Source organism: Aeromonas sp. TS_SC_11, assembly GCF_057318915.1.
In genome coordinates this window covers 1,440,910-1,464,357 of the sequence record NZ_CM170470.1, presented here as the reverse complement: position 1 = coordinate 1,464,357, position 23,448 = coordinate 1,440,910, and the positions used below count along the sequence as shown (strand labels likewise).

Genomic DNA, 23,448 nt, shown 5'->3' with positions numbered 1-23,448 from the left:
GCCCTCAGGCTTATGCCGCCACGGCCTTGACCGCCCACCGGGTCGATAAAGAAACCACTACCGGATAGGGAAGCCTGGCGCGACGGCAGCCCATACTGCCGATGACTAGCGCCGGTATTGCAGGATCTGGCCACGAAATGGCTGGCTCAGATAGCTCACATCCAGTGGCTTGTGCTGACTGTGCTGGTAGCCCAGCGTCACCATCCGCTTGCTGAAGCGGGCATGCAGGCCACGACCCGGATCCACCAGGATCACCTCGCAATGGGGCTTGGCGTGTTGTTCGATAAAGGCGGCCAGGGTCTCGACCTGACCACGCTCATAGAGCAGATCGCTGCCGATGATGAGATCGAAGCGACCCAGCGCCGTGGTGGTATCTGCCCAACCGGTGCGAATAAAGGGGATGAGGCTGCCTTTGTTGAGCTGCACATTTTCCGCCAGAAAGGCGCCCGCCTCCGGGTGATAATCAGTGGCCGTGATGTCGGCCAGCCTGTGATTGAGCACCAGACTCGCCAATGCGATGCCGCAGCCCACCTCCAGGATCCGCAAGCCAACTATCTCGTACTCCACCATCAGATGTGCCAGCACATTGCCGGAATCCCAGACGATACCGAATAGCGGCCAGAAGGCTGAAGAGATGCCGAGCGCCTCTGCCTCCCCCTCGTCATCGGAGAATTGCTGGTTGTCGCGCAGGGTGCGCAGGTGGATGTCGAGTTCGCCAAACTCTATGGTGTGATAGCGCAGACGCACAACAGACATGGGAGTCCTTGGTCGGAATGCCGCCAGATCCACAAGAGCATGAATGCGATCGGCATAGCCCATGCTACGCAGCATACGGTCAGATTAGCTATCTATATCCCGACCATCGGCCGACAACGAGTTTCAGGCGAGCCCACCACTGCTTGGTTTGTAACAAAATGATTTTTCCCGATCCGGGCAACAGCCTTTATCATTGTCTGGGTCGTCACCTCCCGTGACCTTGCATCATTGCCTCCATACCCCGTCGGCTCATGCCGCCCCGAGATGAGAACCATTGCCTATGAAGTCATTTATCCGGCAAGAGATTGCCCTGCCCGTTGGCCTGCTAACCCTGCTGTTCTTCAAGACCACAGGGAGCGAGCTGCTGACAGAGGCGACTCCGCTCGGGATTTATCTGCCTGTCTCGGCGGCGCTGCTTGCCATCGTCACCTGGGCCATTTTCTCTGTGGTGCGCCACTCGGATGCCCTCGCCATCAAGCTGGGTGAACCCTTCGGTACCCTTATCCTGACGCTCTCCGTCATCTCGCTGGAAGTGGTGATGATCTCCTCCGTCATGCTCACAGGCGACCCCAATCCCGTGATGGCCCGCGATACCATGTTTGCAGTGGTGATGCTGGTCACCAATGGCCTGGTGGGCTTCACCCTGCTGTTTGGCGGCTGGCGCTACCACACCCAGAGCTTCAATCTGGATGGGGTCAAATCCTATCTGGTCGCCATCATACCGCTGGCGCTACTCTGTCTGGTGCTGCCCAACTTCACCCGGGGTGGCACCATTGGCAGCATGTCGAGCCCCATGTCCTGGATGCTGATCATCATCTCCATCCTGCTCTATGGTATCTTCCTGCTGATCCAGACCCGCAGCCACAGCCACTTCTTCGTCGACAGCGACCACGAGGATTACGAGGAGCACCACGGCCCGCTGCGCAGCAACGTCTATCACACCATACTGCTGCTCGCCTATCTGGTGGTGGTGGTCCTGCTGGCCAAGACCCTGGCCGTGCCCATCAACTTCGGCGTGAAGATCATGGCGGCGCCTCCTGCGCTGGGTGGCTTTATCGTGGCCTGTATCGTACTGGCCCCCGAGGCAGTCGGTGCCATCAAGGCAGCCTTCAACAACCAGTTGCAACGGGCCATGAACCTCTATTTCGGCTCTGTGCTGGCTACCATAGCCCTGACAGTACCGGCCGTGCTGTTCATCGGCGCCATGCTGGGCCAGGAGGTGCGCCTCGGCCTCTCCGCCGCCGACATGGTACTGCTCGTCACCACGCTTATGGTCTGCAAAGTCACCTTCAGCAGCGGCCGCACCAATGTGCTGCACGGCGCTACCCACCTGGTGCTGTTCGTGGTTTATCTGTTCCTGATGTTTGAACACGAATAACCCGCGCCAGCCAACACCAGAAACGAAAAGACCGCCCGATGGGCGGTCTTTTGCTATGAGCCGAATGGGGGCTTAGAGGCTAGGCAGCACACCGACCGGGATCAGGTCGTTGTAACTCGCCCTGGCCAGCAGCGCAGCCGCCGCCTCTATGTCCGGCGAGAAGTACCTGTCCTTGTCGTAGAAGCTCACCTCTGCCCGCAGCCGGCCCTTGGCCTGCTCCAGCAGCGCTGTGGTGCGCAGCGGAGCACGGAAATCCAGCCCCTGGGCAGCTGCCAGCAGCTCGACGGCCAGTATGCCACGGGTGTTCTCCGCCATGTCCGCCAGTCGGCGAGCGGCAAAGGTAGCCATGGAGACGTGATCTTCCTGGTTGGCGGAAGTGGGCAGGCTGTCCACCGAGGCCGGGTGAGCCAGGCTCTTGTTCTCGGAGGCGAGCGCCGCCGAGGTGACCTGGGCGATCATGAAGCCCGAGTTGACGCCGCCGTTGTTGACCAGGAAGGCGGGCAGGCCCGACATGCGGGAATCGATCAGCAGCGCCATGCGGCGCTCTGACAGCGACCCGATTTCGGCGATGGCCAGGGCCAGGTTGTCGGCGGCGAAGGCCACGGGCTCTGCGTGGAAGTTGCCACCTGAGAGGATCTCCTCATCCTCGGCGAACACCAGCGGGTTGTCGGAGACTGCATTGGCCTCGCACACCAGCACCTCGGCGGCGTGACGGATCTGGGCCAGACAGGCCCCCATCACCTGGGGCTGGCAGCGCAATGAGTAAGGATCCTGCACCTTCTCGCAGTTGTGATGGGACATGCCGATCTCGCTGCCATCCACCAGCAGGTGACGATAGCAAGCCGCGGCATCGATCTGGCCACGCTGACCGCGCACCTCATGGATGCGGGCATCGAACGGACGACGACTGCCCAGCGCCGCCTCCACACTCATGGCGCCTATGGTGATGGCGCCGGCGAACAGATCTTCGGCGTGGAACAGGCCTTCCAGCGCGAACGCCGTGCTGGCCTGGGTACCGTTGAGCAGGGCCAGTCCCTCCTTCGGCGCCAATGAAATAGGCTCGAGACCCGCGATCTTCAGCGCCGTGGCAGCGTCCATCAGCTCGCCCTTGTGGCGGGCCTTGCCCTCCCCGATCAGCAGGCAGCTCATGTGAGCCAGCGGCGCCAGATCGCCGGAGGCGCCGACGGAGCCCTTCTTCGGCACCACAGGATAGACTTCGGCGTTGATGAGGGTCATCAGCGCCTCAAGCACAGTCAAGCGGATGCCGGAGAAGCCCCGCGCCAGCGAGTTGACCTTGAGCACCATCATCAGCCGCACTGTGGCGTCATCCATGTAGGTACCGATGCCGGCGGCGTGGGAGAGCACGATTGAGCGCTGCAATTCGTCCAGCTGCTCCACCGGAATGCGGGTGTTGGCCAGCAGGCCAAAGCCGGTGTTGATGCCATACACAACGCGGTTTTGCTCGATCACCTTGGTGACCACGGCTGCGGAGGCGCGGATCCCCGGCAGCGCGGCCGGATCCAGGCTGAGATGGACCGGCTCGCGGCTGACGCGGCGCAGGGTGTTGAGGCAGAGCTTGCCCGGTAACAGATTGAGTTCAAACATCTTATTTAACCCCTTTGGCCGTTGCAGTCAGCATCGGCAGATCCAGTTTCGCATCATGGGCACAGTTGATGGCAATCTCGTAACCGGCATCCGCATGGCGCATCACGCCGGTGGCCGGATCGTTGCGCAGCACGCGGCCGACCCGCTTGGCGGCGTCCTCTGTGCCGTCACAGACAATCACCACACCCGAGTGCTGGGAGAAGCCCATGCCCACGCCGCCACCGTGGTGCAGGGAAACCCAGGTCGCGCCACCGGCCGTGTTGAGCAGGGCGTTGAGCAGCGGCCAGTCGGAAACGGCATCGGAGCCATCCATCATGGATTCGGTCTCCCGGTTCGGGCTGGCCACAGAGCCGGAATCCAGGTGGTCGCGGCCAATCACGATCGGCGCCTTCAGCTCGCCATTTTTCACCATCTCGTTGAAGGCCAGGCCGAGGCGTACCCTGTCCTTGACCCCGACCCAGCAGATCCGCGCCGGCAGGCCCTGGAAGGCGATGCGCTCGCGGGCCATGTCGAGCCAGTTGTGCAGGTGGGGATCGTCCGGGATCAACTCTTTGACCTTCTGATCCGTCTTGTAGATATCTTCCGGATCGCCGGACAGCGCCACCCAGCGGAAGGGACCAATCCCCTCGCAGAACAGCGGGCGAATATAAGCAGGCACGAAGCCGGGGAAGTCGAAGGCGTTTTTCACCCCTTCTTCCAGTGCCATCTGGCGGATGTTGTTGCCGTAATCGAGGGTCGCCGCGCCACGGGATTGCAGGGTCAGCATGGCTTCCACCTGACGGGCCATGGAGTGACGTGCCGCCTGGTTCACTTCCTGGGGCGCGGATTTTTGCAGCTCGCGCCACTGGGCAACGCTCCAGCCCTGGGGCAGGTAGCCGTGGATGGGGTCGTGGGCCGAGGTCTGGTCGGTCACCACGTCCGGGGTGATGCCACGGGCCACCAGCTCGGCAAAGACATCGGCGGCGTTGCCGAGCAGGCCGATGGAAACGGCGGTGCCGCTCTGTTTGGCTTCCTCGACCATGGCCAGCGCCTCATCCAGGCTGTGAGCCTTCTTGTCGACGTAGCGGGTCTTGAGGCGAAAATCGATGCGGGTCTCGTCGCACTCGACGGCAATCATGGAGAAGCCGGCCATGGTGGCGGCCAGCGGCTGTGCACCCCCCATGCCACCCAGACCGCCGGTCAGGATCCAGCGCCCTTTGGGTTCGCCGTTGAAGTGCTGATTGGCCACCGCGAAGAAGGTTTCGTAGGTACCCTGCACGATTCCCTGAGTGCCTATGTAGATCCAGGAGCCGGCCGTCATCTGGCCGTACATCATCAAGCCTTTCTTATCCAGCTCGTTGAAGTGTTCCCAGTTGGCCCAGTGGGGCACCAGGTTGGAGTTGGCGATCAGTACCCGAGGCGCATCCTTGTGGGTCTGGAACACCCCGACCGGCTTGCCCGATTGCACCAGCAGGGTCTCGTCCTCCTCGAGCCGGGTCAGCACCTCGACAATCTTGTCGTAGCAGGCCCAGTTGCGGGCGGCGCGGCCGATACCGCCATAGACCACCAGGGATTGGGGATGCTCGGCTACTTCCGGATCCAGGTTGTTCATCAGCATCCGCAGCGGCGCCTCGGTGAGCCAGCTCTTGGCGGTCAGCGTGGTACCACGGGAGGCACGGATGACACGACTCGGATCCTGACGGGGATCCAGGTGTTGCTCAGACATACACACTCCTTGTTTTATCAATGCAGCAGCATGGCGACCTGCCCTAGGCAGAGCGCTACTTGGTTAACTGATGGACCAGCCGGGCGGCCACGCGGGCGCTGCGGTTATCCTGATCCAGGTTCGGGTTGTACTCGGCCAGATCGGCGAGCCGCAGCTTGCCGCTGGCCCGGATATGGGCGATCAGGGGTTCGATGACAGCCAGCTCGACGCCGCGGGCGGCGGGGGCACTCACCCCCGGCATGACGGCGCCGGGCAAGACGTCGAGATCGATAGTCAGATAGAGGTGGTCACACTGGGCGATAAAGCTATCCAGCCCGCTTAGCAAGGCGGGCAGACTACGCTCGCTCATGGCCTCATCTTTCACATACCAGACCCCCAAGGCGTCGGCCCTTGCAAAGAGCGCCTGCGTATTGGCGGTCTCGGCCACCCCCAGGCAGGCGTAATGGAAAGGCGTTCCCTGAGCAGTACACTGCTCGGCGATCTGGAAGAAGGGGGTGCCGGAACTCGCCTGCTCCACCTTACGGCGCAGGTCGAAGTGGGCATCGAAATTGATGATGCCGACCCTGCCCTGACCGACCAGATGACGGTTGAGACCGCTCCAGCTGCCGAACGCCACCTCGTGACCGCCTCCCAGCACCAGCGGGAAGTGTCCCTCATCCAGCAGGCTCGCCACCCGCTCGGCCAAGAGGGCATGAGCGGCATCGAGATCGCCGTCGTCGCAGGTCAAATCCCCGCTGTCATAGACGGGACGGGTCAGATGCCAGGCACTGTTGGCCAGCAGAGTGCGGATCGCCAGCGGTGCGCCAGCGGCCCCCACGCGCCCCTTGTTGCGGCGCACCCCCTCGTCGCAGGCAAAGCCCACCAGGGCGACGCCGGGTTCAGCCGTCCCGCTCAGCGGCCAGGCCTTCACCTTGTCGTGCCAGCGCAGGGCGAGCTCGCCATCTTCCGGATCCTGGCGCCCCTGCCAGACCGACATATGGGGCAAGCTGAACTTATCCATGCAGCGTCTCCTCCCCGTTGACGACCCGGCTCACCAGCTGATCGACCCCGATGAGGTAACTCAGCTCGGCCGGGTGCGCGCAGTTCCAGATCAAAAAATCGGCCAGCATGCCCACTCTCAACTGCCCCAAACGCTCCTGCTCGCCAAGCGCCCGTGCGGCGTTGCGGGTCACCCCGACCATGGCCTCGACCGGGTTCAGACCGAACAGGGTGCAGGCCATGTTCATGGCCATGCGTAGCGACACAATCGGGGCAGTGCCCGGGTTGATATCGGAGGAAACCGCCATGGGCACATGGGCCTTGCGCAGGGCGGCGATGGGGGGCAGCTTGGTCTCTTTCAGGAAATAGAACGCTGTGGGCAGCAGGGTGGCGACCACGCCACGGTGGGCCAGTGCCTGGATCCCTTCCTGATCCAGATGCTCCAGATGATCCACCGAGAGGGCACCAAAGTTGGCGGCCAGCGCACTGCCTCCCAGGTTGGAGAGCTGCTCCATGTGGCCCTTCACCGGCAGACCGTATTGATCCGCAGCCAGATAGACCTGCTCGGTCTGGGCCAGCGAGAAGCCGATGTGCTCGCAGAAAACATCCACCGCATCCGCCAGACCCGCCTCGGCAGCCGCAGGGATTATCTCCTGGCAGATGGTCTCGACCCAGGAGTCGGGATCGTCGCGATATTCGGGCGGCACCGCATGGGCCGCCAGCAGGGTGGTCTTGACCCGAATGGGCAGAACCTCCCCCAGTCGGCGGGCGACCCGCAGCATCTTGAGCTCATCTTCCAGGGTGAGGCCGTAGCCGGATTTGATCTCCACCGTGGTGACCCCTTCCCGGATCAGCGACTTGATCCTGGCCGCCGCCAGCGTGAACAGCTGCTCCTCGCTGGCCTCACGGGTCGCACGCACAGTGCTGATGATGCCACCGCCCTTGCGGGCGATTTCGGCATAGGGCACCCCTTTCTGGCGTAGCTCGAACTCTTCGGCCCGGCTGCCGGCAAAGATAAGGTGGGTGTGGCAATCGATGAGGCCCGGGGTTGCCAGCTTGCCCTTCATGTCCTGCCAGTGGGCAGGATAAGGGCCCTTGAGATCCTGCATGGGCACCAGAGCGTGGATCTTGCCCTCATGAACGCCGAGGGCGTGGGGTTCCAGCAGACCGTAGTCAGCCAGATCGGGGCGCAGGGTGGCGGGTGTCACGTTGAGCCAGACCCGCTCGCAGTTCAACAGTTCCTTGTTCATACCGACCTCTAAATGTATATACATTAACTTATATCCGATCTCTGTCAGGAAAGAAAGGATCAAGTTCACATCTTGATAACAGCGCTTTCATTAGAGTTTAAGCACAAAAAAGCCCACCATGAGGTGGGCTCTGTTAAAACAATATGTATATACAATTAACTGAGACTGGTCTTGGAACTCAGCTTGTAGCGGGAGCCTGGCGAGAGCAGACGGGCATAGGAGACCAGATACCCTTCCGACCAGGTACGGCGGTGCAGCAACAGGCAGGGGGTATCGACACGCACTTGCAGCAGACCGGCTTCACCGGCACTCGGCAACACGGCCTCTACCACATGCTCCATCTCGGAGAGAGGACAGACGTCCATCAGGTAGCGATTCGGGGTCTGTTGAGTGAAATCCTGCTCGCCATAACCGGGCAGACGCTCGGCATCGACGAAGCGCTCCTCCAGTTGCAGCGGCTCCCCATCGGCCTGATGGACGATGAGGCTGTGGAAGATGGCAGCACCGACTCTCAGCCCGAGCTGGACCGCCACCTTCTCGTCGGCGGCCTGGCGTTGCAACCGGATCACCCGGGCGCTGTACTGGCTGCCCCGCTCGGCGATCTCGTCAGCTATGTTGCGAATGGCCAGCAGGGGCGACTCGGTACGCCTGTCCGCCACGAAGCTGCCGGAACCGGCGGTGCGCACCAGCCAGCCCTCGGCCACCAATTCGCGCAGTGCCTTGTTGACCGTCATGCGGCTCACGGCAAACTGCTCGCACAGGGCGGCTTCGGTCGGGATCCTGTCTCCCGCCTGATAGTGGCGTTCACGGATCCCGTCCAGGATGTGCTGCTTGATCTGAAGATAGAGGGCTGGCGCCAACGGCAGGCTCCTCAGCGACGGCGGTGGGGCGGACGCATGTCCGGCCAGGCGCGGTAAACATCGGGGATCTGATCCGGGCCGCTGACGCAGAGATCCAGATCGTGCAGCAGACCGTCCTTGATGCCATAGATCCAGCCGTGCACCGCCAGCTCCTGCCCCTTGCGCCAGGCATTCTGGATGATGGTGGTATGGCAGACGTTGGCAACCTGCTCGGCCACGTTCAGCTCGCACAGGTAATCGAAACGCTCATGCTCATCTTCGATGGCATCCAGCTGTTCGCGATACTTGAAGTAGACATCCTTGATGTTGCGCAGCCAGTTGTCGATGAGCCCCAGCTCCTGGTTCTGCATCGCCGCCTTGACGCCACCGCAGCCATAGTGGCCGCAGATGATGATGTGCTTCACCTTGAGCACCTCGACCGCGTATTGCAGCACCGAGAGGCAGTTGAAATCGGTGTGCACCACCAGATTGGCGACATTGCGGTGGACGAACACATCCCCCGGCAGCAAGCCCATCAGCTGGTTGGCGGGAACCCGGCTGTCGGAGCAACCGATCCAGAGGTATTCAGGGGCCTGCTGGGCGGAGAGGGTAGCGAAGAAATTCGGATCCTCGGCCTTGATCCGTTCCGCCCACTCGCGGTTGTTGGTAAACAGGTCGTTCAACAGTTTCACTATCTGCTCTCCCTACTGTGGCAGTGGCGGCAACATAACATAGACAAGGGTAATCAAGGCAAGGCCGACCAGATACTCGCGAAACAAAAACAGGGCCATCAGGCCCTGTTTTTGTTTGGGAGGCATCAGGCCTCCATGGCGTCTTTCAGCTTCTTGAGTGCGTTCTTCTCAAGCTGACGCACCCGCTCGGCGGAGACACCATAGGTGTCAGCCAGCTCCTGCAGCGTGGTCTTGCTGTCATCATCGAGCCAGCGAGCACGGATGATGTGCTGACTGCGCTCATCCAGAGTGGCAAGGGCCGAGCTCAGGCGACGGGTCGCATGATCATCCCAGTTGTCGTTCTCGATGGTGGCTGCCAGATCGGAGGATTTGTCTTCCAGATAATGGACAGGGGCAAAGCCGCCTTCGTCTTCATCATCACCGACCAGATCGAACGCCTGATCGTAGTTGCTCATACGCGCTTCCATCTCGGTCACGTCGGTCGGGGAGACCCCCAACTCGGCGGCGACGGCCTGCACTTCGTCATGGCTGAACCAGCCCAGACGCTTCTTGGATTTGCGCAGGTTGAAGAAGAGCTTGCGCTGGGCCTTGGTAGTGGCCACTTTTACCATGCGCCAGTTGCGCAGGACATACTCGTGGATCTCGGCCTTGATCCAGTGCACGGCGAAGGAGACCAGTCGCACTCCGACGGTCGGGTCAAAGCGCTTGACCGCCTTCATCAGGCCGATGTTGCCTTCCTGAACCAGGTCAGCCTGGGGCAGACCGTATCCGGCATAACTCTTGGCGACGTGAACGACAAAACGCAGGTGCGACATGACCAGCTGACGGGCAGCCTCGAGATCGCCACCCTGCTGCAAACGCTCAGCCAGCTCACGCTCTTCCTCTGCGGTCAGCACAGGAATCGAATTTACTGCCTGGATATAGCCTTCCAGACTACCTTGCGGAATCAGAGCCATAGTGCGTTGCAATGAAGTTCCCATTTTTTACCTCTTTCTTTTCAATCGAACCAGTCTAACACCCTGAGAGGGTCTGTCTACTGACCGGATATCATTCTGCGGCCCACATCAAACACTGTGCCCAGTTTGAACTCGGGCTATCTTAGGCCGGCAGGATGAATCATGAATGAACAGTCAAAAAAAGGGGGTCACAATCAAGGACCCCCGAAAAGTAGCATGCTAAGTCCATTGTTGCGGAGCTCGCAACCTTCACATGCTTGCCAAGTCAGACGAGCAAGGCAGAGGGGCCACACCCGTATAAGTTCTTCAGCACTTGTAGACTGCTTATAAATCAGAAGGTTCACCGGATCCAGAGCAGATCCTGAATATAGCTGTTAATCAGATTACTCCGAGAACAGTGGCCGAGCCAGAAACGGCAATTCTTTTACTTGATCCAGCTCTCAAAATCCAGCGCTTTGAAACGCTGATAAATTAATCAGGATGGTTCTATGTCACGAATGTGGCGATGTACCGAGAACCAGGAAGCGATCAGCCCCAGCAAGGCACCCAGCAAGACCAGATTGATCCCGTCTATCGCCCCCATGCCCACCAGCCGGAAATTGCTGTTGTAGAGCCCGGCCAGCTCCTTCACCACACCCTCGCTCCAGATCACCATGACTTCGGTCAACCACCAGGCCAGCATGCCGCCGATGACCCCGAACCAGATGCCGGTATAAAGGAAGGGACGGTGGATGAAGGCGTCAGTCGCCCCCACCAGCTTGAGCACTTCGATCTCGGAGCGCTGGTTGAGGATGTTCAGGCGCAGGGTATTGCCGACGATCAGCAGCACAGCCGAGAGCAACAGCACGGCGATGCCTGTGATGGTATGGCGCAGCAGGTTCATGATCCCCTGCAACCGGGTCAGCCACTGCAGATCCAGCTTGCCCTGCTCAACCCCGTCTTCGTTGTTAAGCTTGCCGAGCAGCTCGGCGGCCCCTTCCGGATTCTGCCAGCGGGGATCCGGAATGACGCTCAGCACGGGCGGCAAGGGGTTGCTGTCCAGATAGTCGAGGGCATCGCCGAAGCCGGAGATCTCGCGAAACTCTTTCAGCGCCTCCTCCCGGCTCATGTAGGTGACGGATTCCACCTCGGGATAGAGCAGGATCCGCTGCTTCATGTCGAGAATGCTCTGCTCTGGCAGATCCTTGCGCAGATAAAGAGAAATCTGGGAGCTGGTCTGCCAGCTGCCTTCCACCACTTCGGCGTTTTTCAGCAAGACGTGGAAGCAGGAGGGCAGCGCCAGGCTGACGCCGAGCACCGCCAGGGTCATCAGGGAGGCGAGCGGATTGCGCCACAGCTCCCCCAGACTGGCAAATGCCTGACGCACGTGATCTACCCCGTACATCATCAGACGGCGCAGCGGCGGTTGTTTATGACGAACGATAGCCATCAGAGCTCCTCCCCCGCCGAATACATCCGGCCCGCCTTGAGGGTCAGGGTGCGGTAGCGCATACGGGCAATCAGCCCCAGATCATGGGTCGCAATGAGTACCGAGACCCCGAAGCGGTTGAACTCCTCGAACAGCCGCATGATATCCATGGAGAGCTGGGGATCCAGGTTGCCGGTCGGCTCATCCGCCAGCAGCAACGGCGGCTTGTTGACGATGGCACGGGCGATGCCGACCCGCTGCTGCTCACCACCGGAGAGCATACGCGGCTGGTAGCGCTCCTTGCCGAGCAAGCCCACCTTGTCCAGCGCCGCCGCAACCCGCTTGTTGATGTCTGCATGACTGTAACCATCGATCACCAGCGGCAGGGCCACGTTGTCAAACACGGTTCTGTCCATCAGCAGACGGTGATCCTGGAAGATCATGCCGATCTGGCGACGCACATAGGGGATATCCCCCCGCTTGATATGGCTGACATCGTCGCCGTGAAAGAAGACACGGCCATCGGTCGGTCGCTCCATCACGCCAATAAGCTTCAAAAGGGTACTCTTGCCAGCCCCCGAGTGCCCGGTCAGGAAGGCCATCTCCCCCTTGTGCAGGTGAAAGCTGACCTTCTGCAACGCCTGATGGCCGCCGCTGTATACCTTGCTGACCTTATCAAAACGAATCATAACGGATCCCTGACATTGACATGCCCCGACCTGAGTCGGGGCATGTGGCGCTTACTCCTCGCGACTGAAGAGTGCCTCGATAAAGTCGTTGGCGACGAAGGGGCGCAGATCGTCGATCCCCTCGCCCACCCCGATATAACGGATCGGGATCTGGAACTTGTCGGCCACCGCGAAAATGACGCCGCCCTTGGCGGTGCCATCCAGCTTGGTGAGGACGATACCGTCCAGACCCACGGCTTCGCTGAACAGCTTGGCCTGGCTCAGGGCGTTCTGACCGGTGCCTGCATCCAGCGTCAGCATGATCTCGTGAGGTGCTTCTTCATCCAGCTTCTTCATCACCCGCACCACTTTCTTGAGCTCTTCCATCAGATTGCTCTTGTTCTGCAGGCGACCGGCAGTATCGGCGATCAGCACGTCGGCACCGCGGGAACGGGCAGCCTCAATGGCGTCATAGATGACGGAGGCAGAATCGGCACCGGTATGCTGGGCGATCACGGGTATGTTGTTGCGCTGACCCCATACCTGCAGCTGCTCGACGGCAGCGGCACGGAAGGTATCGCCAGCGGCCAGCATGACGCTCTTGCCTTCGGCCTGGAACTGCTTGGCCAGCTTGCCGATGGTGGTGGTCTTGCCGACACCGTTCACCCCGACCATCAGGATCACATAGGGCTTCTTGCTGGTGTCGATCACCAGCGGCTGCTCGACCTGGGCCAGCATGGCGCCCATGTCCTGCTTGAGCAGGCCGTAGAGTGCCTCGGCATCCTTGAGCTGCTTGCGATCCGCATGCTGCACCAGGCCATCTATGATGCGACGGGTGGTATCGACCCCCAGATCGGCGGTCAGCAGCTGGGTTTCCAGCTCCTCAAACAGATCGTCATCGATCTTCTTGCCACTGAACAGACCGAAGAAACCGGAACCGATATTCTCTTTGGTACGCACCAGACTGCGCTTGAGACGGGCAAAGAAACCCTCCCGCTGCGGCTTGTCCTGAGTGTCATCATCCACTTTGGCGGCAAGCGGCAAGGCAGCCAGTGCGGCGGCTTCAGCCTCCATCTCGGCAACCAGGCGAAGATCTTCCGCTCTCTGGGCCTCTTTGGCGATACGAGCCTCTTCGGCGGCCTGGGCTTCGGCGGCAATACGAGCCGCTTCTGCGGCCTGCGCTTCGGCAGCAAGACGAGCGGCTTCTGCGGCCTGCGCTTCGGCAGCAACACGGGCGGCTTCTGCAGCCTGCACTTCGGCGGCAATACGAGCCGCTTCTGCGGCCTGCGCTTCGGCAGCAACACGGGCGGCTTCTACAGCCTGCACTTCGGCAGCAACACGGACGGCTTCTACGGCCTGCGCTTCGGCAGCAACACGGGCGGCTTCTGCAGCCTGTGCCTCGGCGGCAACACGGGCGGTCTCGACAGCCTGTGCTTCAACGCGCGCTTGCTCGATCAGCAATTCGTTGACGATGACGGGTTCCAGTTCGGAAGCACACTCCTCCACGACCAGCGGAGCCACGTCCAGCTCAGTGGGAGGGCAATCGTCATCATGAAGTGGAGCGCCAGCATGCAGGGCATCATTTTGTGCACTGGCCTGCAATTCATGCACCACGACCGGCGTAGTATCAGAAACGGGAGCGGGGGAAGCAGTGACCTCAGGCTCAGCGGTAACAGGGGTGGCTTGGGGTGTCTGTGGTTGGACAGCCTCAGCCTCTTCTTTCTTGCGGCCGAAACCCAGCCAGGAAAACAAACCTTTTGCCATCTAAAAAATACTCACTTCGTTGGCTGACTGCTAAGATAGCCGTCCCTCGGCGGGTCGGCATAAAAATGAACCGCCTTATACTACCACTTTATTTTCTGACGACGAAACGCGATGCCCAGAGTGAAAGCCAGCCGTAACATCCCGAACAAGAGCCCGGCCCCGCAGGGGAAATCGGGCTTTGTAAGAATCATCAGCGGCCAGTGGAAGGGCCGCAAATTGCCGGTCAAGGATGTAGAAGGGCTCAGACCCACCACGGATCGCGTCAAGGAGACCATCTTCAACTGGCTGGCTCCCCATGTGCGTGGCGTTCGCTGTCTCGATCTGTTTGCCGGCAGCGGCGGCCTGGGGCTGGAGGCGCTGTCGCGCTATGCCGAGCAGGTCACTCTGGTCGAGATGGACAAAGGTGCCGCCGACCAGATCAGAAAGAACCTGACCGCCCTTGGCAGCAGCAAGGGCCTGGTGATCCAGTCCGATGCCGTCAGTTGGCTGCAAGGCCCGGCCACCCCGTTCGACCTGGTGTTCCTGGATCCGCCGTTTCGGCGCGAGCTGCTGCCCCGGGTGTGCGATTTGCTGGAACAGCACGGCTGGCTGGCACCGGATGCTCTGATCTATCTGGAGCGGGAGAAAGAGATGGCCGACCTGGCGTTGCCCGCCAGCTGGCAACTGCTCAAGGACAAGCAGGCCGGTCAAGTCTGCTATCAACTCTATCTGCGGGAGGTGAGCAATGAAGCGGATGTTTAATCTGTTGGCGATGGGGCTGACCCTGTTCTTCTGGTTCGGCGTGCTGGTCAGTCTGGTGGCTCCGCTACCCGGCAAGCTGAATGATCTTTTGCCGATCTGCGGCCTGCTCATCGCCCTGGTCCACCTGGTGCAGGCCAGCATGGTCAAGTCTGCCTGCAAACCCTACTTCGTGGTCACCCGGCTCGAAGTCATACTGATACTGGTGTTCGGCGTCTTCGGCATGGCTGATATCCGCGCCCGACTCAAAGCCATCATAGAAGCCAAACAGCACGGTACAGATATCAACAGCACCGACTGATGCCGGCACTGTCATGGTTCAGGAAGGAGTGCTGGTCACTCCTTCTCTTTTTTCCCCACACTGATACCCAGCTTGATCGACAACACGGCGAGCAGCAACAGCATCATGATGAGCGAGAAGAAATTGCTGCCAAGCTCGGGATACTGCACCTTGACCAGCGCCGCATGCCCGAACCCGCCGATGAAGAAGCAGAGCAGCATGCAAACCGGGGTATTGCCCTCCAGCGAGACATGGCGGTAGTGCTGATAGAGCTGATAAGCCGCAAGCACCAGAGCAATCATGGGAAAGAAGGAAAAGGGCACCACAGGCTCGGTCAGGGCCGACAGGGAGGCATCGCCACAGATACCAACGAGCAGGGCCAGCAGCAGGGGTTTCTTCGGGATCAGATTCTGGTCATGCATGGAGCTGTCCATCCTGTTGACTTAAGAGAGAGGTTCACGGCGCTTCTGGTTCTGAACTTCGGCGCCCATGGCGATCATGCGCAGCTGGCGTATGGTGCGATCTGACAGGGCCCGACACTCCTCGCTCGTCATGTCGAGTGCATCGGCACCGGCGCTGAAGACGATGGTCACCATGGCCTCGGCCTGGATGTAGGCCTCCTCCCGCGGAGCCCCCGAGGTCGCTTCAAGGTAGTCGGTCAGCTCGGCAATGAAGTGCTGGATCTCCCGTGCCACCGCCTGACGAAATGCAGCCGAGGTACCGGAACGCTCCCGCAGCAGCAGCCGGAAGATATTCGGGTTGTTCTCGACAAATTCCATGAAAGTCTGCACCGAGGTGCTGATGACACTGCCACCACCCGCGATGCGCTGGCGAGCCTGACGCATCAACTGGCGCAGGGTCAGGCCCCCTTCATCCACCAGCGTCAGGCCCAGCTCCTCCATGTCGCGAAAATGGCGATAGAAGGAGGTCGGTGCTATGCCGGCCTCCCGAGCCACTTCCCGCAAACTGAGGTTGGAAAAACTGCGATTGGCGCACAGTTGGCTGAACGCCGCATCGATCAGAGTACGCCGGGTTTTTTCTTTTTGTTGCGCGCGAATACCCACGAAAACAGTCACCTTCAGGTTATCGAGGCCAAATGATAACCCGAAGGCCGAGCCAGGATCAGGTTTGTCTCCTACTTTTTTACCATTGACCCGAATTCTTGCTACATGGAGAATGGCGCACAGCTGTTCGCTGAAAGGAACCGAGTGAGATGGAACGCCCACCTATCATCATGACCAACACCCTGCTGTTTGCCCTCTCCGGGCTGACCGCACTGATCGCCGTGCCCTGGTACGGTATGACCCATGGCTATGACCTCTGGCAGTGGAGCTGCTTCCTGCTGCTGTTCTGTTACAGCGGCATCTCCATCACAGCCGGTTATCACCGCCTCTGGTCGCACAAGGCCTACAAGGCCCACCGGATCCTGCAGTGGATCTTCGCCATCGGCGGCGCCCTCGCCCTGCAGAACTCTGCCCTGCACTGGTCTTCCGATCATCGCCGTCACCATCGCCATGTGGATGACAACCTGAAGGATCCCTACAGCGCGGGTCGCGGCTTCTGGTATTCCCACATTGGCTGGATGCTGCGCGAGTACCAACGCGAGATCTATAACGATTACAGCAACGTGCGGGATCTGCAGAACAACCCCATTGTTGCCTTCCAACACAAGCACTATCTGGCGCTGACCCTGGCCACCAATCTGGGCATTCCGCTGCTGCTGGGGCTTGTCCACGGCGATCTGCTCGGCATGCTGCTGCTGGCAGGGGTGCTGCGCATGGTGATGACCCACCACACCACCTTCTTCATCAACTCCCTGGCCCACATCTGGGGCAGTCAGCCATTTACTGACCGCAACACGGCACGGGACAACGGCATCCTGGCCTTCTTCACCTTCGGCGAGGGTTATCACAACTTCCACCACCTGTTCGAAAACGACTACCGCAACGGCATCCGCTGGTGGCAGTTCGATCCCACCAAGTGGCTGATCCGCAGCGCCTCCTGGTGCGGGCTGGCCCGGGATCTGAGGTCCTGCCCGGAAGAGCGGATCGAACAGGCAAGACTTGAGATGCAGCTTAAGCGCGCCCAGGCCAAATTGCGCAAACGCGAAGACAGGGAACTGTGGCAGGCATTGTTGCAGGAGGAGTACGACAAACTGAGCCAGCAGTTGCAGCTCTACTATGCCAGCCGCAAGTCTCTGCTGGAGCAGCGCAAACGCAAGGCGCTGGCCCGCTACGACAAGCTGAAACTGCAACTGGAGTATCGCAACCTGCACGACGGCTTCGTTGCCAGCAAGCGCAACTGGAGCCGGTTGCTGGCGGGCATCGCCTGAGTTACAGGCCCCGCCACAGCACACAGAGACCGCCAACCGGCGGTCTTTTTATGGGCACAAACTTGGGGTCTGGCCATAAAAATGGGGTGACATTTCCATGTCACCCCCTCGCAAATAGCATGTTCCATATTGGAGTCCGGTCCTGCCGGGTTCTGCCCTGTTTCTTGAGTTTCCGCTACCCATCCGAATCAGGTGCCTGCTGGAGCGATCCAACTGGCGGTTCCCTTCACGACCTTTTTCCACACGATGGACGAGCCGCCGTGTTTGTCCTTGCGATTGAAATATTACGCACTTAAATAAAATAAAAAACCGTTTTATTCAGTCTGCCATGCAAGCGACAGTGCGCTACCAGAATTCCTACACAAGAACAATCTGATTGAAAACAATACGATAAGGCAGAATATCGCCTTTGGATGGCAAACGTTATCCTCTAAGGCGCACAAGGCTTTACGAGATCTCGCACACGCTCACAACCAGCGTTGCAAGGGCAACCAGTCACTCATCTTCGCCAACAGCCGGCGCAGGGTTGAGTGAGGGGCAGCCACTGAATGAGCAGACAGCTGCTGCCAGTGTGTCAGCCACTGCTGCAGCTCGGCGCAGAGCGCTGGGCACTCGAGATGCAGCATCAATTCGGTGTTGAGCATCAGGGATCGAGGATCCAGATTGAAGCTGCCAAGCAGCGCCTCCCCGTCCCCGATCAGGATCAACTTGGCATGCAGGCTGAGGGTATCCCCCTCCAGCTCGGACAGCGCTATCCCCTGCCGGATCATCCAGGGACGATGGCGCCGGTAAGCACCATACACCAGGGGTACATCCGTACTGGCCAGGGAGTTGGTGAGGATCTCGATATTCACCCCAGCCTGACGCTGCTGCCTGAGCCGACGGCGCAACCCTCGGGTCAGGATCAGGTAAGGACTCACCAACTTCAGGGAGCCCGCGTTGTCAGCCAGCTTGCGCCAGAGCAGGGGCGCTGTGGTCGGTCGAGATACCAGCCCCTTGCCGGGTCGGTCGAACCACACCTCGGCCCGCCCCTGATGCCAGGTCAGGGAGACGGGCTCGGCTTCGAACAGACTGGCAGGCAGGTCGTAGACTGCGGCAACGTGCGGATCTGTCATTGTGAGCAGGAAGTCGTTCACCACTGTCACCTCGGCCCGCTGCAGGGGACGGCGCAACAGACGGCGGATCGGGTGACTCCAGCGACTGCGCCAGAATTGGTCGAAGCCCTGTTCTGCCTGCTGGCAGACAGGGCCGCGGCAGGCGAGGTCCAGATCGACGAATCGGGGCGTACCGCCCAGCCCGAAATAGCGGTCACCTATGTTGCGGCCACCGATCACTGCCTGGCTGCCATCCACCAGCAGCAACTTGTTGTGCATGCGGTGATTGATGCGGCGAAAGCTGAGCAGCCCCTCCAGCAGCAGGGTCAGCGGGCGCCAGCCCCGCAACCAGAACGGATTGAACAGCCGCACTTCTATGCCGGGCTGACGCGCGACTATCTCCAGAAAACGGTTGTCACCGGCATAAAGGTCGTCAATGAGCAGCTGTACCCGCACCCCGCGCCGGGCTGCGTGCAGCAACTCGGACAGCAACAGCTTGCCGCTGCTGTCCTCTTCCCAGCTGTAGTACTGGGCCTGGATCCGGCTGCGGGCGTTACGGATCAGCTGGCAACGCACCTTGAGTGCCAGTTCGGGCTGGTCGATCAGTGCAAACTCACCCGGGATCATGGCGTCATCTGCTTGTCATGGAGGAATGGCATAACGCTGGCTACAGGCCTCGTTGGAATGTGGATAAAGGAATTTACCATGGAACTCAGTGATCGCCCTGCCATCAGCTATCGACCGCAAGCCAGCCAGCCGGATCCCTCCCCGACCGGCCAGCTGACACCCTGGTATCTGCAACACAGGGATCAGGGCTGGGAACCCTTTTCTTCTCCCGAGCAGCCCCACTAAAGATCCCCCTGACCGGTGGGGTGATCAGGGCCGGGCCGCCTCGATGGCGGCCGCCTTGCCCTCCAGCTGTGGCAGGCTGAAGCGATAGGCAACATAGTACTTGTAGATGGTACTGACGTAGTTGATGGGGCCCTGCCCCACCTCGTTGGCCACCAGCTGCTCCACGTTGCCAAACCAGACGTTGGGATCCAGCCCGGCGGCTTGCGCCTTGGCCCTGAGTGCCTGTACCCGGTTCGGTCCGGCATTATAGGCAGCCAGTGCAAACAGGTGGCGATTGAGCTGATCCAGCGCAGGATCGTTGAAATAGGTGTCCAGGATCAGCCGCAGATAGCGGCAAGCCGCCTCTACATTGCCCTCCAGACTGGCTAACCTGGCACCACGTATGCCCACCTCGCTGCCGGTACTCGGCAACAGCTGCATGATCCCCACGGCCCCCCGTCCCGAGCGCGCGCCGGTATTGAGCCCAGACTCCTTGTAGGCCAGTGCCGCCAGCATCAGCCAGTCCAGTTGATACTTGTCGGCATACTGCTCAAGCACCTTGCGGATGGTCGAGAGCCGCCCCATGGGATCGGGCGCCAGAATATTGCTCATCTGGTCGCTGCGCACCAGCAACTGGCGCAATGTCATGTCGTTGTAGAGGGAGTGCTTGCCCGTATCGGCCAGGTAACCGTTGACCGCCTTGAGCAGCTCGGGGCTGTTTTTACGCAGGGCCCAGGCACTGCGGCCATTATCCCGCAGCGGGATCAGCTTGTGGGCCCTGAGGCCGCTGATCATCCCAAGCCAGATGCGCCCCTTGAAGCTGTCGGTCACGGTGAGGGGTATGATGCCTGCCGCCACCATCTCCAGCAGATCCACATCCTGCAGGTATTCGGGGACAGTCTCGATATAGATGGGGGGAAGCCCCAGCTCTCGAAACAGCCAGTTGAGCTGGCGCAGACTCTCGTAATAACTGGAGCTGGCCCGCACCCAGACGCGCCGGCCGGAAAGCTGGGTGATACGGTTGAACGTCGGCAGAGCGTGCTGACTCACGATCCACTCTTCGATGGGGGTGATCACCGGATTGGAGAAGGCCACCTGCTCGCGCCGGGTCGGGGTCACCGTCATGTTGGCCGCCACCAGATCACCACGCCCCTCTGTGAGGTAGTCCAGCAGCTTGTCCTGGCGCACCGGTATGTAGATGATCTTGAGCTTGATCTGCTCCCTGGCGAGGTAGGTCTGGTTCAACCAGCGCTCGAAACCCTGCAGCTGATTGACCAGAATGCCGTGCTGGGCGCCTTTATCGAGAAAAAAGAAACCCCGCTCATAGACCACCAGGGCCCTGAGTTCTTTCTTTTGCAGTATATGTTCGAGATCCCCGGGTTGGGGCAAGCGCTGTGGCTTGAGGTCCGCCGCCAGCAGAGGAAGACAGCAGAGGGCCAGCAGGCCCCAGATCCATCGCTGCATCATGATGTAATCGCCTTCTGTGGACCAGGTAGCACCGGACTGTTGGTCAGCAGGATAAGTCGTTATAGAAGGTGGGATTCACGGCAGAGATCTCGCCGCGTCATCATGTGTACGCCTTCTGTTGGCCGACTCCCGCCGGGCAAACCGTCTGTGGGATAACTAACTATAGAACGCAGACCCACAGCAGAAGGGTCAACACGGCAGGCGAACCCGCCGTGTCACTACCGGGCTCAGATAGAGCGGGCGCGCAGCTCGAAAATCAGCTTTTCGGCGGTGCAGGTGAATTGCAACCGGGCCTTCAGGATCACGCCGCTGGCACCCTGGCTCAGCTCGCTGCTGATCATGGCTTCGGCAGTCACCTGCTTGGCCAGCGCCTCATAGGCCGCCAGCTTGGCGCGGGCATCGGCTTCTGTTGCAGCTTCGATCACCAGCTCCATCAGATCGTCACCTTCACCAATGATGGTACCGATCTCGGCAAAACAGCCGCAGCTGTCGCAGGTTTCGTTCAATTCAACTTTCTCGTCTACAGACATACTTCCACTCCTACTTATTTCGGATGATTGGCATCGTCACGCAAGGCGTTACGAAAATCCCTGATGGCGGTGCCCAGATCCTCACCGGCGCCGGCCAGGCGTTTGCTGCCAAACACCACGACCACCACCACGAGCAGGATCAACAAATGCCAGATATGAATTCCACCGAGTCCCATCGGGATACTCCTGACTGATAGATACGCTTTGTTTGTATCAAAAGAAGGCGCAAGGATTGTTGGGCAAAATCAAGACAGGTGCAAGTTTGCAAATAAATCACCAAAAAAATACGGCGACCCAGGGTCGCCGTATGAATTGATGCTACTTGTCCCCTCAACCGCTACATCCTGTACCAGCCGCCATGAAGGCGAGAGACGAACCGAGCATAGGGTCGCCAAGATATGAAAACAAATGGTATAAATTCATCTAAGAATTGAAAGGGATTCATATCATGTTGTTGGAACAGCTGGGGCGTATCGACCTCAATCTATTGATTATCCTGCAAGTTTTGCTGGAAGAGCGGAATGGTAGCCGGGCAGCCCGTCGCCTGCATCTGAGCCAGTCAGCCGTCAGCAAGGCCCTGGGGCGCCTGCGGGAAACCTTCGACGATCCCCTGTTCGTGCGCTCCGCCTACGGGCTGGAACCCACGGCCCGCGCTCTGGTGCTGCAACAGCAACTGCAACCCATACTGCTGTCCCTGGACAACCTGATCCAGCCGCCGGATTTCGAGCCGGCCAGCACAGAGCGGGAGTTTGTGATCGCCAGCATGGACAGCGCCTTCACCCTGTTTGCCCCGCTCTATTTGAGCGAGCTGAAACGCCAGGCACCGGGCATACGGCTGCGCTACGAGGAGTGGACCGAGAACAGCCTGACCGAAATGAGCCAGGGTCAGGTGGATATTGCCTTCACGGTGCGGGAGAACTGCATCAGCTCGGACTTTCGGCTCGATACCTTGCCCAACGCCATCTGCCAGCGGCTGCTCGCCATCGATGATCTCACCTGTCTGGTGCAGCACGATCACCCTGCCCTGCACGAACCCGAATGGGACCTCGCCCGCTACCTGGCCTATCCCCATGTGCAAACCTATTGCGAGGGACGGGATCGCTGGATGCTGGATCACAAGCTGGCGGGGATGGATCTCTACCGCCGGATTGAGGCAACCGTGCCCTCGTTCGAGGCCGCGCTGCGGATGGGCATGCACTCGGACATGATAGTGACCCTCTCCAGACTCTATGCACGCCACGCCACCCAGGTCTATCCGCTGGTACCGCTGCCGCTGCCCATTGCACTCGACAGCATCTCCCACCTGCTCATCTGGCATCAGCGCCACGAAGAGGACCCGGGCCACCGCTGGTTACGGGAGACACTGCTCGCCCTCATCATGAGCAAGCTGGAACCCTCGGCAACCGAGCCCTCCTGACTATCAGCACCGAGCAAGAGAACACCCGGCCTTCCTCATCATGAGTGAGCCGGACACCGCCGCCAACGACTGGCCTGATGATCAGTGTTGGCGAGGGGAGAGCCTGACCGTCAACCCTGACCCGTCACCGCCAGATAGTGGTGGACACCGTCCAGCAGCATCTGCACCGCAATCATCACCAGCAGCATGCCCATCAGGCGCTCCACGGCTATGAGTCCTCGTTCACCCAGCAGCTTGTTGAATACCTCGTAGAACATCAGGATCACTGCGCTGGCACCCCAGGCCATCAACAGAGCCAGCGACCAATCCGTCATCCGGGTCGGCTCCTGGTTTGCCAGCAGCAACAGGGAGGCAAGAATGGACGGACCGGCAATCATGGGGATGGCCATGGGCACCAGGAAGGGCTCCTCGCCCGCCGCCAGCCCGGTCACCCCGCCTTCACTCGGGAAGATCATCTTGATGGCGATGAGGAACAATATGATGCCGCCCGCTATGCTGACTGCCTCCTGGCGCAGATTGAGGAAATTCAGGATCTGCTGACCGGCGAACAGGAAGGCCATCATGATGGCGAGGGAGAACAACAGCTCCCGCATCATCACCTTGCGCCGCCGCTTGGGATCAATATGACGCAGAATCGACAGGAAGACCGGCAGGTTGCCCAGCGGATCCATGATCAGAAACAACATGACGGCAGCGGAGAAAGTGTCCATACAACGCCCAGGCTAAGCCTTCAACAAGGAGGGGAAAGAGGGCGAAATAT

The 23,448-nt window shown here is 60.3% G+C and carries 24 protein-coding genes; 6 read left to right on the top strand and 18 right to left on the bottom strand.

Features of this window, described 5'->3' with window-relative positions:
• Positions 1 to 105 precede the first annotated feature (105 nt).
• Positions 106 to 756 carry a class I SAM-dependent methyltransferase gene (locus AC1P02_RS06895; protein WP_099991458.1) on the bottom strand — a complete coding sequence of 217 codons (651 nt, stop codon included), beginning with the start codon at positions 754 to 756 and terminating at the stop codon, positions 106 to 108.
• A gap of 280 nt (positions 757 to 1,036) precedes the next feature.
• Between AC1P02_RS06895 and AC1P02_RS06890 the strand changes: the two genes are divergently transcribed.
• Positions 1,037 to 2,134, top strand: coding sequence for a calcium:cation antiporter (locus AC1P02_RS06890; protein ID WP_485184677.1), 1,098 nt, complete (start codon positions 1,037 to 1,039; stop codon positions 2,132 to 2,134).
• A gap of 72 nt (positions 2,135 to 2,206) precedes the next feature.
• Here AC1P02_RS06890 and hutH read toward each other — a convergent pair whose 3' ends face one another.
• From hutH to ftsY, 10 genes are all read right to left on the bottom strand, one after another.
• Complete coding sequence (gene hutH, locus AC1P02_RS06885; RefSeq protein WP_059111685.1) at positions 2,207 to 3,739, bottom strand: histidine ammonia-lyase; 1,533 nt, start codon at positions 3,737 to 3,739, stop codon at positions 2,207 to 2,209.
• Between the two features lies 1 nt (position 3,740).
• Positions 3,741 to 5,444 (bottom strand): urocanate hydratase, encoded by a 1,704-nt coding sequence (gene hutU / locus AC1P02_RS06880; RefSeq protein ID WP_309266017.1) that lies wholly within the window; start codon positions 5,442 to 5,444, stop codon positions 3,741 to 3,743.
• 55 nt (positions 5,445 to 5,499) lie between these two features.
• Positions 5,500 to 6,444, bottom strand: coding sequence for a formimidoylglutamase (gene hutG / locus AC1P02_RS06875; RefSeq protein ID WP_485184674.1), 945 nt, complete (start codon positions 6,442 to 6,444; stop codon positions 5,500 to 5,502).
• Complete coding sequence (gene hutI, locus AC1P02_RS06870) at positions 6,437 to 7,672, bottom strand: imidazolonepropionase (RefSeq protein ID WP_485184672.1); 1,236 nt, start codon at positions 7,670 to 7,672, stop codon at positions 6,437 to 6,439. Before hutI ends, hutG begins: the two co-directional genes overlap by 8 nt.
• Positions 7,673 to 7,827: 155 nt before the next feature.
• Positions 7,828 to 8,532, bottom strand: a complete 705-nt coding sequence (hutC, locus tag AC1P02_RS06865) for a histidine utilization transcriptional repressor HutC (RefSeq protein WP_058394753.1) — start codon at positions 8,530 to 8,532, stop codon at positions 7,828 to 7,830.
• Between the two features lie 11 nt (positions 8,533 to 8,543).
• Positions 8,544 to 9,203, bottom strand: coding sequence for a carbonate dehydratase (gene can / locus AC1P02_RS06860; protein WP_005316416.1), 660 nt, complete (start codon positions 9,201 to 9,203; stop codon positions 8,544 to 8,546).
• A gap of 125 nt (positions 9,204 to 9,328) precedes the next feature.
• Positions 9,329 to 10,183, bottom strand: coding sequence for an RNA polymerase sigma factor RpoH (gene rpoH, locus AC1P02_RS06855; protein ID WP_011899178.1), 855 nt, complete (start codon positions 10,181 to 10,183; stop codon positions 9,329 to 9,331).
• A gap of 451 nt (positions 10,184 to 10,634) precedes the next feature.
• The gene (ftsX, locus tag AC1P02_RS06850; protein ID WP_005316425.1) at positions 10,635 to 11,588 is read right to left on the bottom strand and encodes a permease-like cell division protein FtsX; all 954 of its coding nucleotides are present in this window, start codon (positions 11,586 to 11,588) and stop codon (positions 10,635 to 10,637) included.
• Positions 11,588 to 12,256 carry a cell division ATP-binding protein FtsE gene (ftsE, locus tag AC1P02_RS06845; RefSeq protein ID WP_005316428.1) on the bottom strand — a complete coding sequence of 223 codons (669 nt, stop codon included), beginning with the start codon at positions 12,254 to 12,256 and terminating at the stop codon, positions 11,588 to 11,590. The genes ftsX and ftsE overlap by 1 nt, the downstream gene beginning before the upstream one ends.
• 51 nt (positions 12,257 to 12,307) lie before the next feature.
• Positions 12,308 to 13,999: a signal recognition particle-docking protein FtsY gene (ftsY, locus tag AC1P02_RS06840; RefSeq protein WP_485184669.1), complete on the bottom strand. Its 1,692-nt coding sequence runs from the start codon at positions 13,997 to 13,999 to the stop codon at positions 12,308 to 12,310.
• A 111-nt stretch (positions 14,000 to 14,110) separates the two neighbouring features.
• Between ftsY and rsmD the strand changes: the two genes are divergently transcribed.
• Both rsmD and AC1P02_RS06830 read left to right on the top strand, forming a co-directional pair.
• Positions 14,111 to 14,740, top strand: a complete 630-nt coding sequence (rsmD, locus tag AC1P02_RS06835; protein ID WP_408132587.1) for a 16S rRNA (guanine(966)-N(2))-methyltransferase RsmD — start codon at positions 14,111 to 14,113, stop codon at positions 14,738 to 14,740.
• Positions 14,724 to 15,038 carry a DUF1145 domain-containing protein gene (locus tag AC1P02_RS06830; protein ID WP_034524080.1) on the top strand — a complete coding sequence of 105 codons (315 nt, stop codon included), beginning with the start codon at positions 14,724 to 14,726 and terminating at the stop codon, positions 15,036 to 15,038. The genes rsmD and AC1P02_RS06830 overlap by 17 nt, the downstream gene beginning before the upstream one ends.
• Positions 15,039 to 15,073: 35 nt before the next feature.
• On the opposite strand, the gene AC1P02_RS06825 is transcribed toward AC1P02_RS06830, so the two are convergent.
• Both AC1P02_RS06825 and fabR read right to left on the bottom strand, forming a co-directional pair.
• Complete coding sequence (locus AC1P02_RS06825) at positions 15,074 to 15,439, bottom strand: YijD family membrane protein (RefSeq protein WP_485184667.1); 366 nt, start codon at positions 15,437 to 15,439, stop codon at positions 15,074 to 15,076.
• A 21-nt stretch (positions 15,440 to 15,460) separates the two neighbouring features.
• Complete coding sequence (gene fabR / locus AC1P02_RS06820) at positions 15,461 to 16,081, bottom strand: HTH-type transcriptional repressor FabR (protein ID WP_005316443.1); 621 nt, start codon at positions 16,079 to 16,081, stop codon at positions 15,461 to 15,463.
• Between the two features lie 149 nt (positions 16,082 to 16,230).
• Between fabR and AC1P02_RS06815 the strand changes: the two genes are divergently transcribed.
• Positions 16,231 to 17,349 (top strand): acyl-CoA desaturase, encoded by a 1,119-nt coding sequence (locus AC1P02_RS06815; RefSeq protein WP_021140173.1) that lies wholly within the window; start codon positions 16,231 to 16,233, stop codon positions 17,347 to 17,349.
• 467 nt (positions 17,350 to 17,816) lie between these two features.
• Here the strand turns inward: AC1P02_RS06815 and AC1P02_RS06810 are convergent, their stop codons facing one another.
• Entirely contained in the window at positions 17,817 to 19,070 is a 1,254-nt protein-coding gene (locus AC1P02_RS06810; protein ID WP_219593097.1) for a phospholipase D family protein, read from the bottom strand.
• Positions 19,071 to 19,148: 78 nt separating this feature from the next.
• On the opposite strand from AC1P02_RS06810, the gene AC1P02_RS06805 reads away from it, so the two are divergent.
• The gene (locus AC1P02_RS06805; protein ID WP_005316451.1) at positions 19,149 to 19,295 is read left to right on the top strand and encodes a hypothetical protein; all 147 of its coding nucleotides are present in this window, start codon (positions 19,149 to 19,151) and stop codon (positions 19,293 to 19,295) included.
• 24 nt (positions 19,296 to 19,319) lie between these two features.
• Here AC1P02_RS06805 and AC1P02_RS06800 read toward each other — a convergent pair whose 3' ends face one another.
• From AC1P02_RS06800 to tatA, 3 genes are all read right to left on the bottom strand, one after another.
• Positions 19,320 to 20,741, bottom strand: coding sequence for an MltF family protein (locus AC1P02_RS06800; RefSeq protein ID WP_059168905.1), 1,422 nt, complete (start codon positions 20,739 to 20,741; stop codon positions 19,320 to 19,322).
• Positions 20,742 to 20,968: 227 nt separating this feature from the next.
• Complete coding sequence (locus tag AC1P02_RS06795; RefSeq protein WP_005316458.1) at positions 20,969 to 21,271, bottom strand: YfcZ/YiiS family protein; 303 nt, start codon at positions 21,269 to 21,271, stop codon at positions 20,969 to 20,971.
• A 14-nt stretch (positions 21,272 to 21,285) separates the two neighbouring features.
• Positions 21,286 to 21,447: a twin-arginine translocase TatA/TatE family subunit gene (tatA, locus tag AC1P02_RS06790; protein ID WP_005316461.1), complete on the bottom strand. Its 162-nt coding sequence runs from the start codon at positions 21,445 to 21,447 to the stop codon at positions 21,286 to 21,288.
• Positions 21,448 to 21,719: 272 nt separating this feature from the next.
• Here tatA and AC1P02_RS06785 point away from each other — a divergent pair, with 272 nt between their 5' ends.
• The gene (locus AC1P02_RS06785; RefSeq protein ID WP_429233842.1) at positions 21,720 to 22,688 is read left to right on the top strand and encodes a LysR substrate-binding domain-containing protein; all 969 of its coding nucleotides are present in this window, start codon (positions 21,720 to 21,722) and stop codon (positions 22,686 to 22,688) included.
• A gap of 110 nt (positions 22,689 to 22,798) precedes the next feature.
• Here the strand turns inward: AC1P02_RS06785 and AC1P02_RS06780 are convergent, their stop codons facing one another.
• Positions 22,799 to 23,398, bottom strand: coding sequence for a YhgN family NAAT transporter (locus AC1P02_RS06780; RefSeq protein ID WP_485184662.1), 600 nt, complete (start codon positions 23,396 to 23,398; stop codon positions 22,799 to 22,801).
• Positions 23,399 to 23,448: the final 50 nt, after the last annotated feature.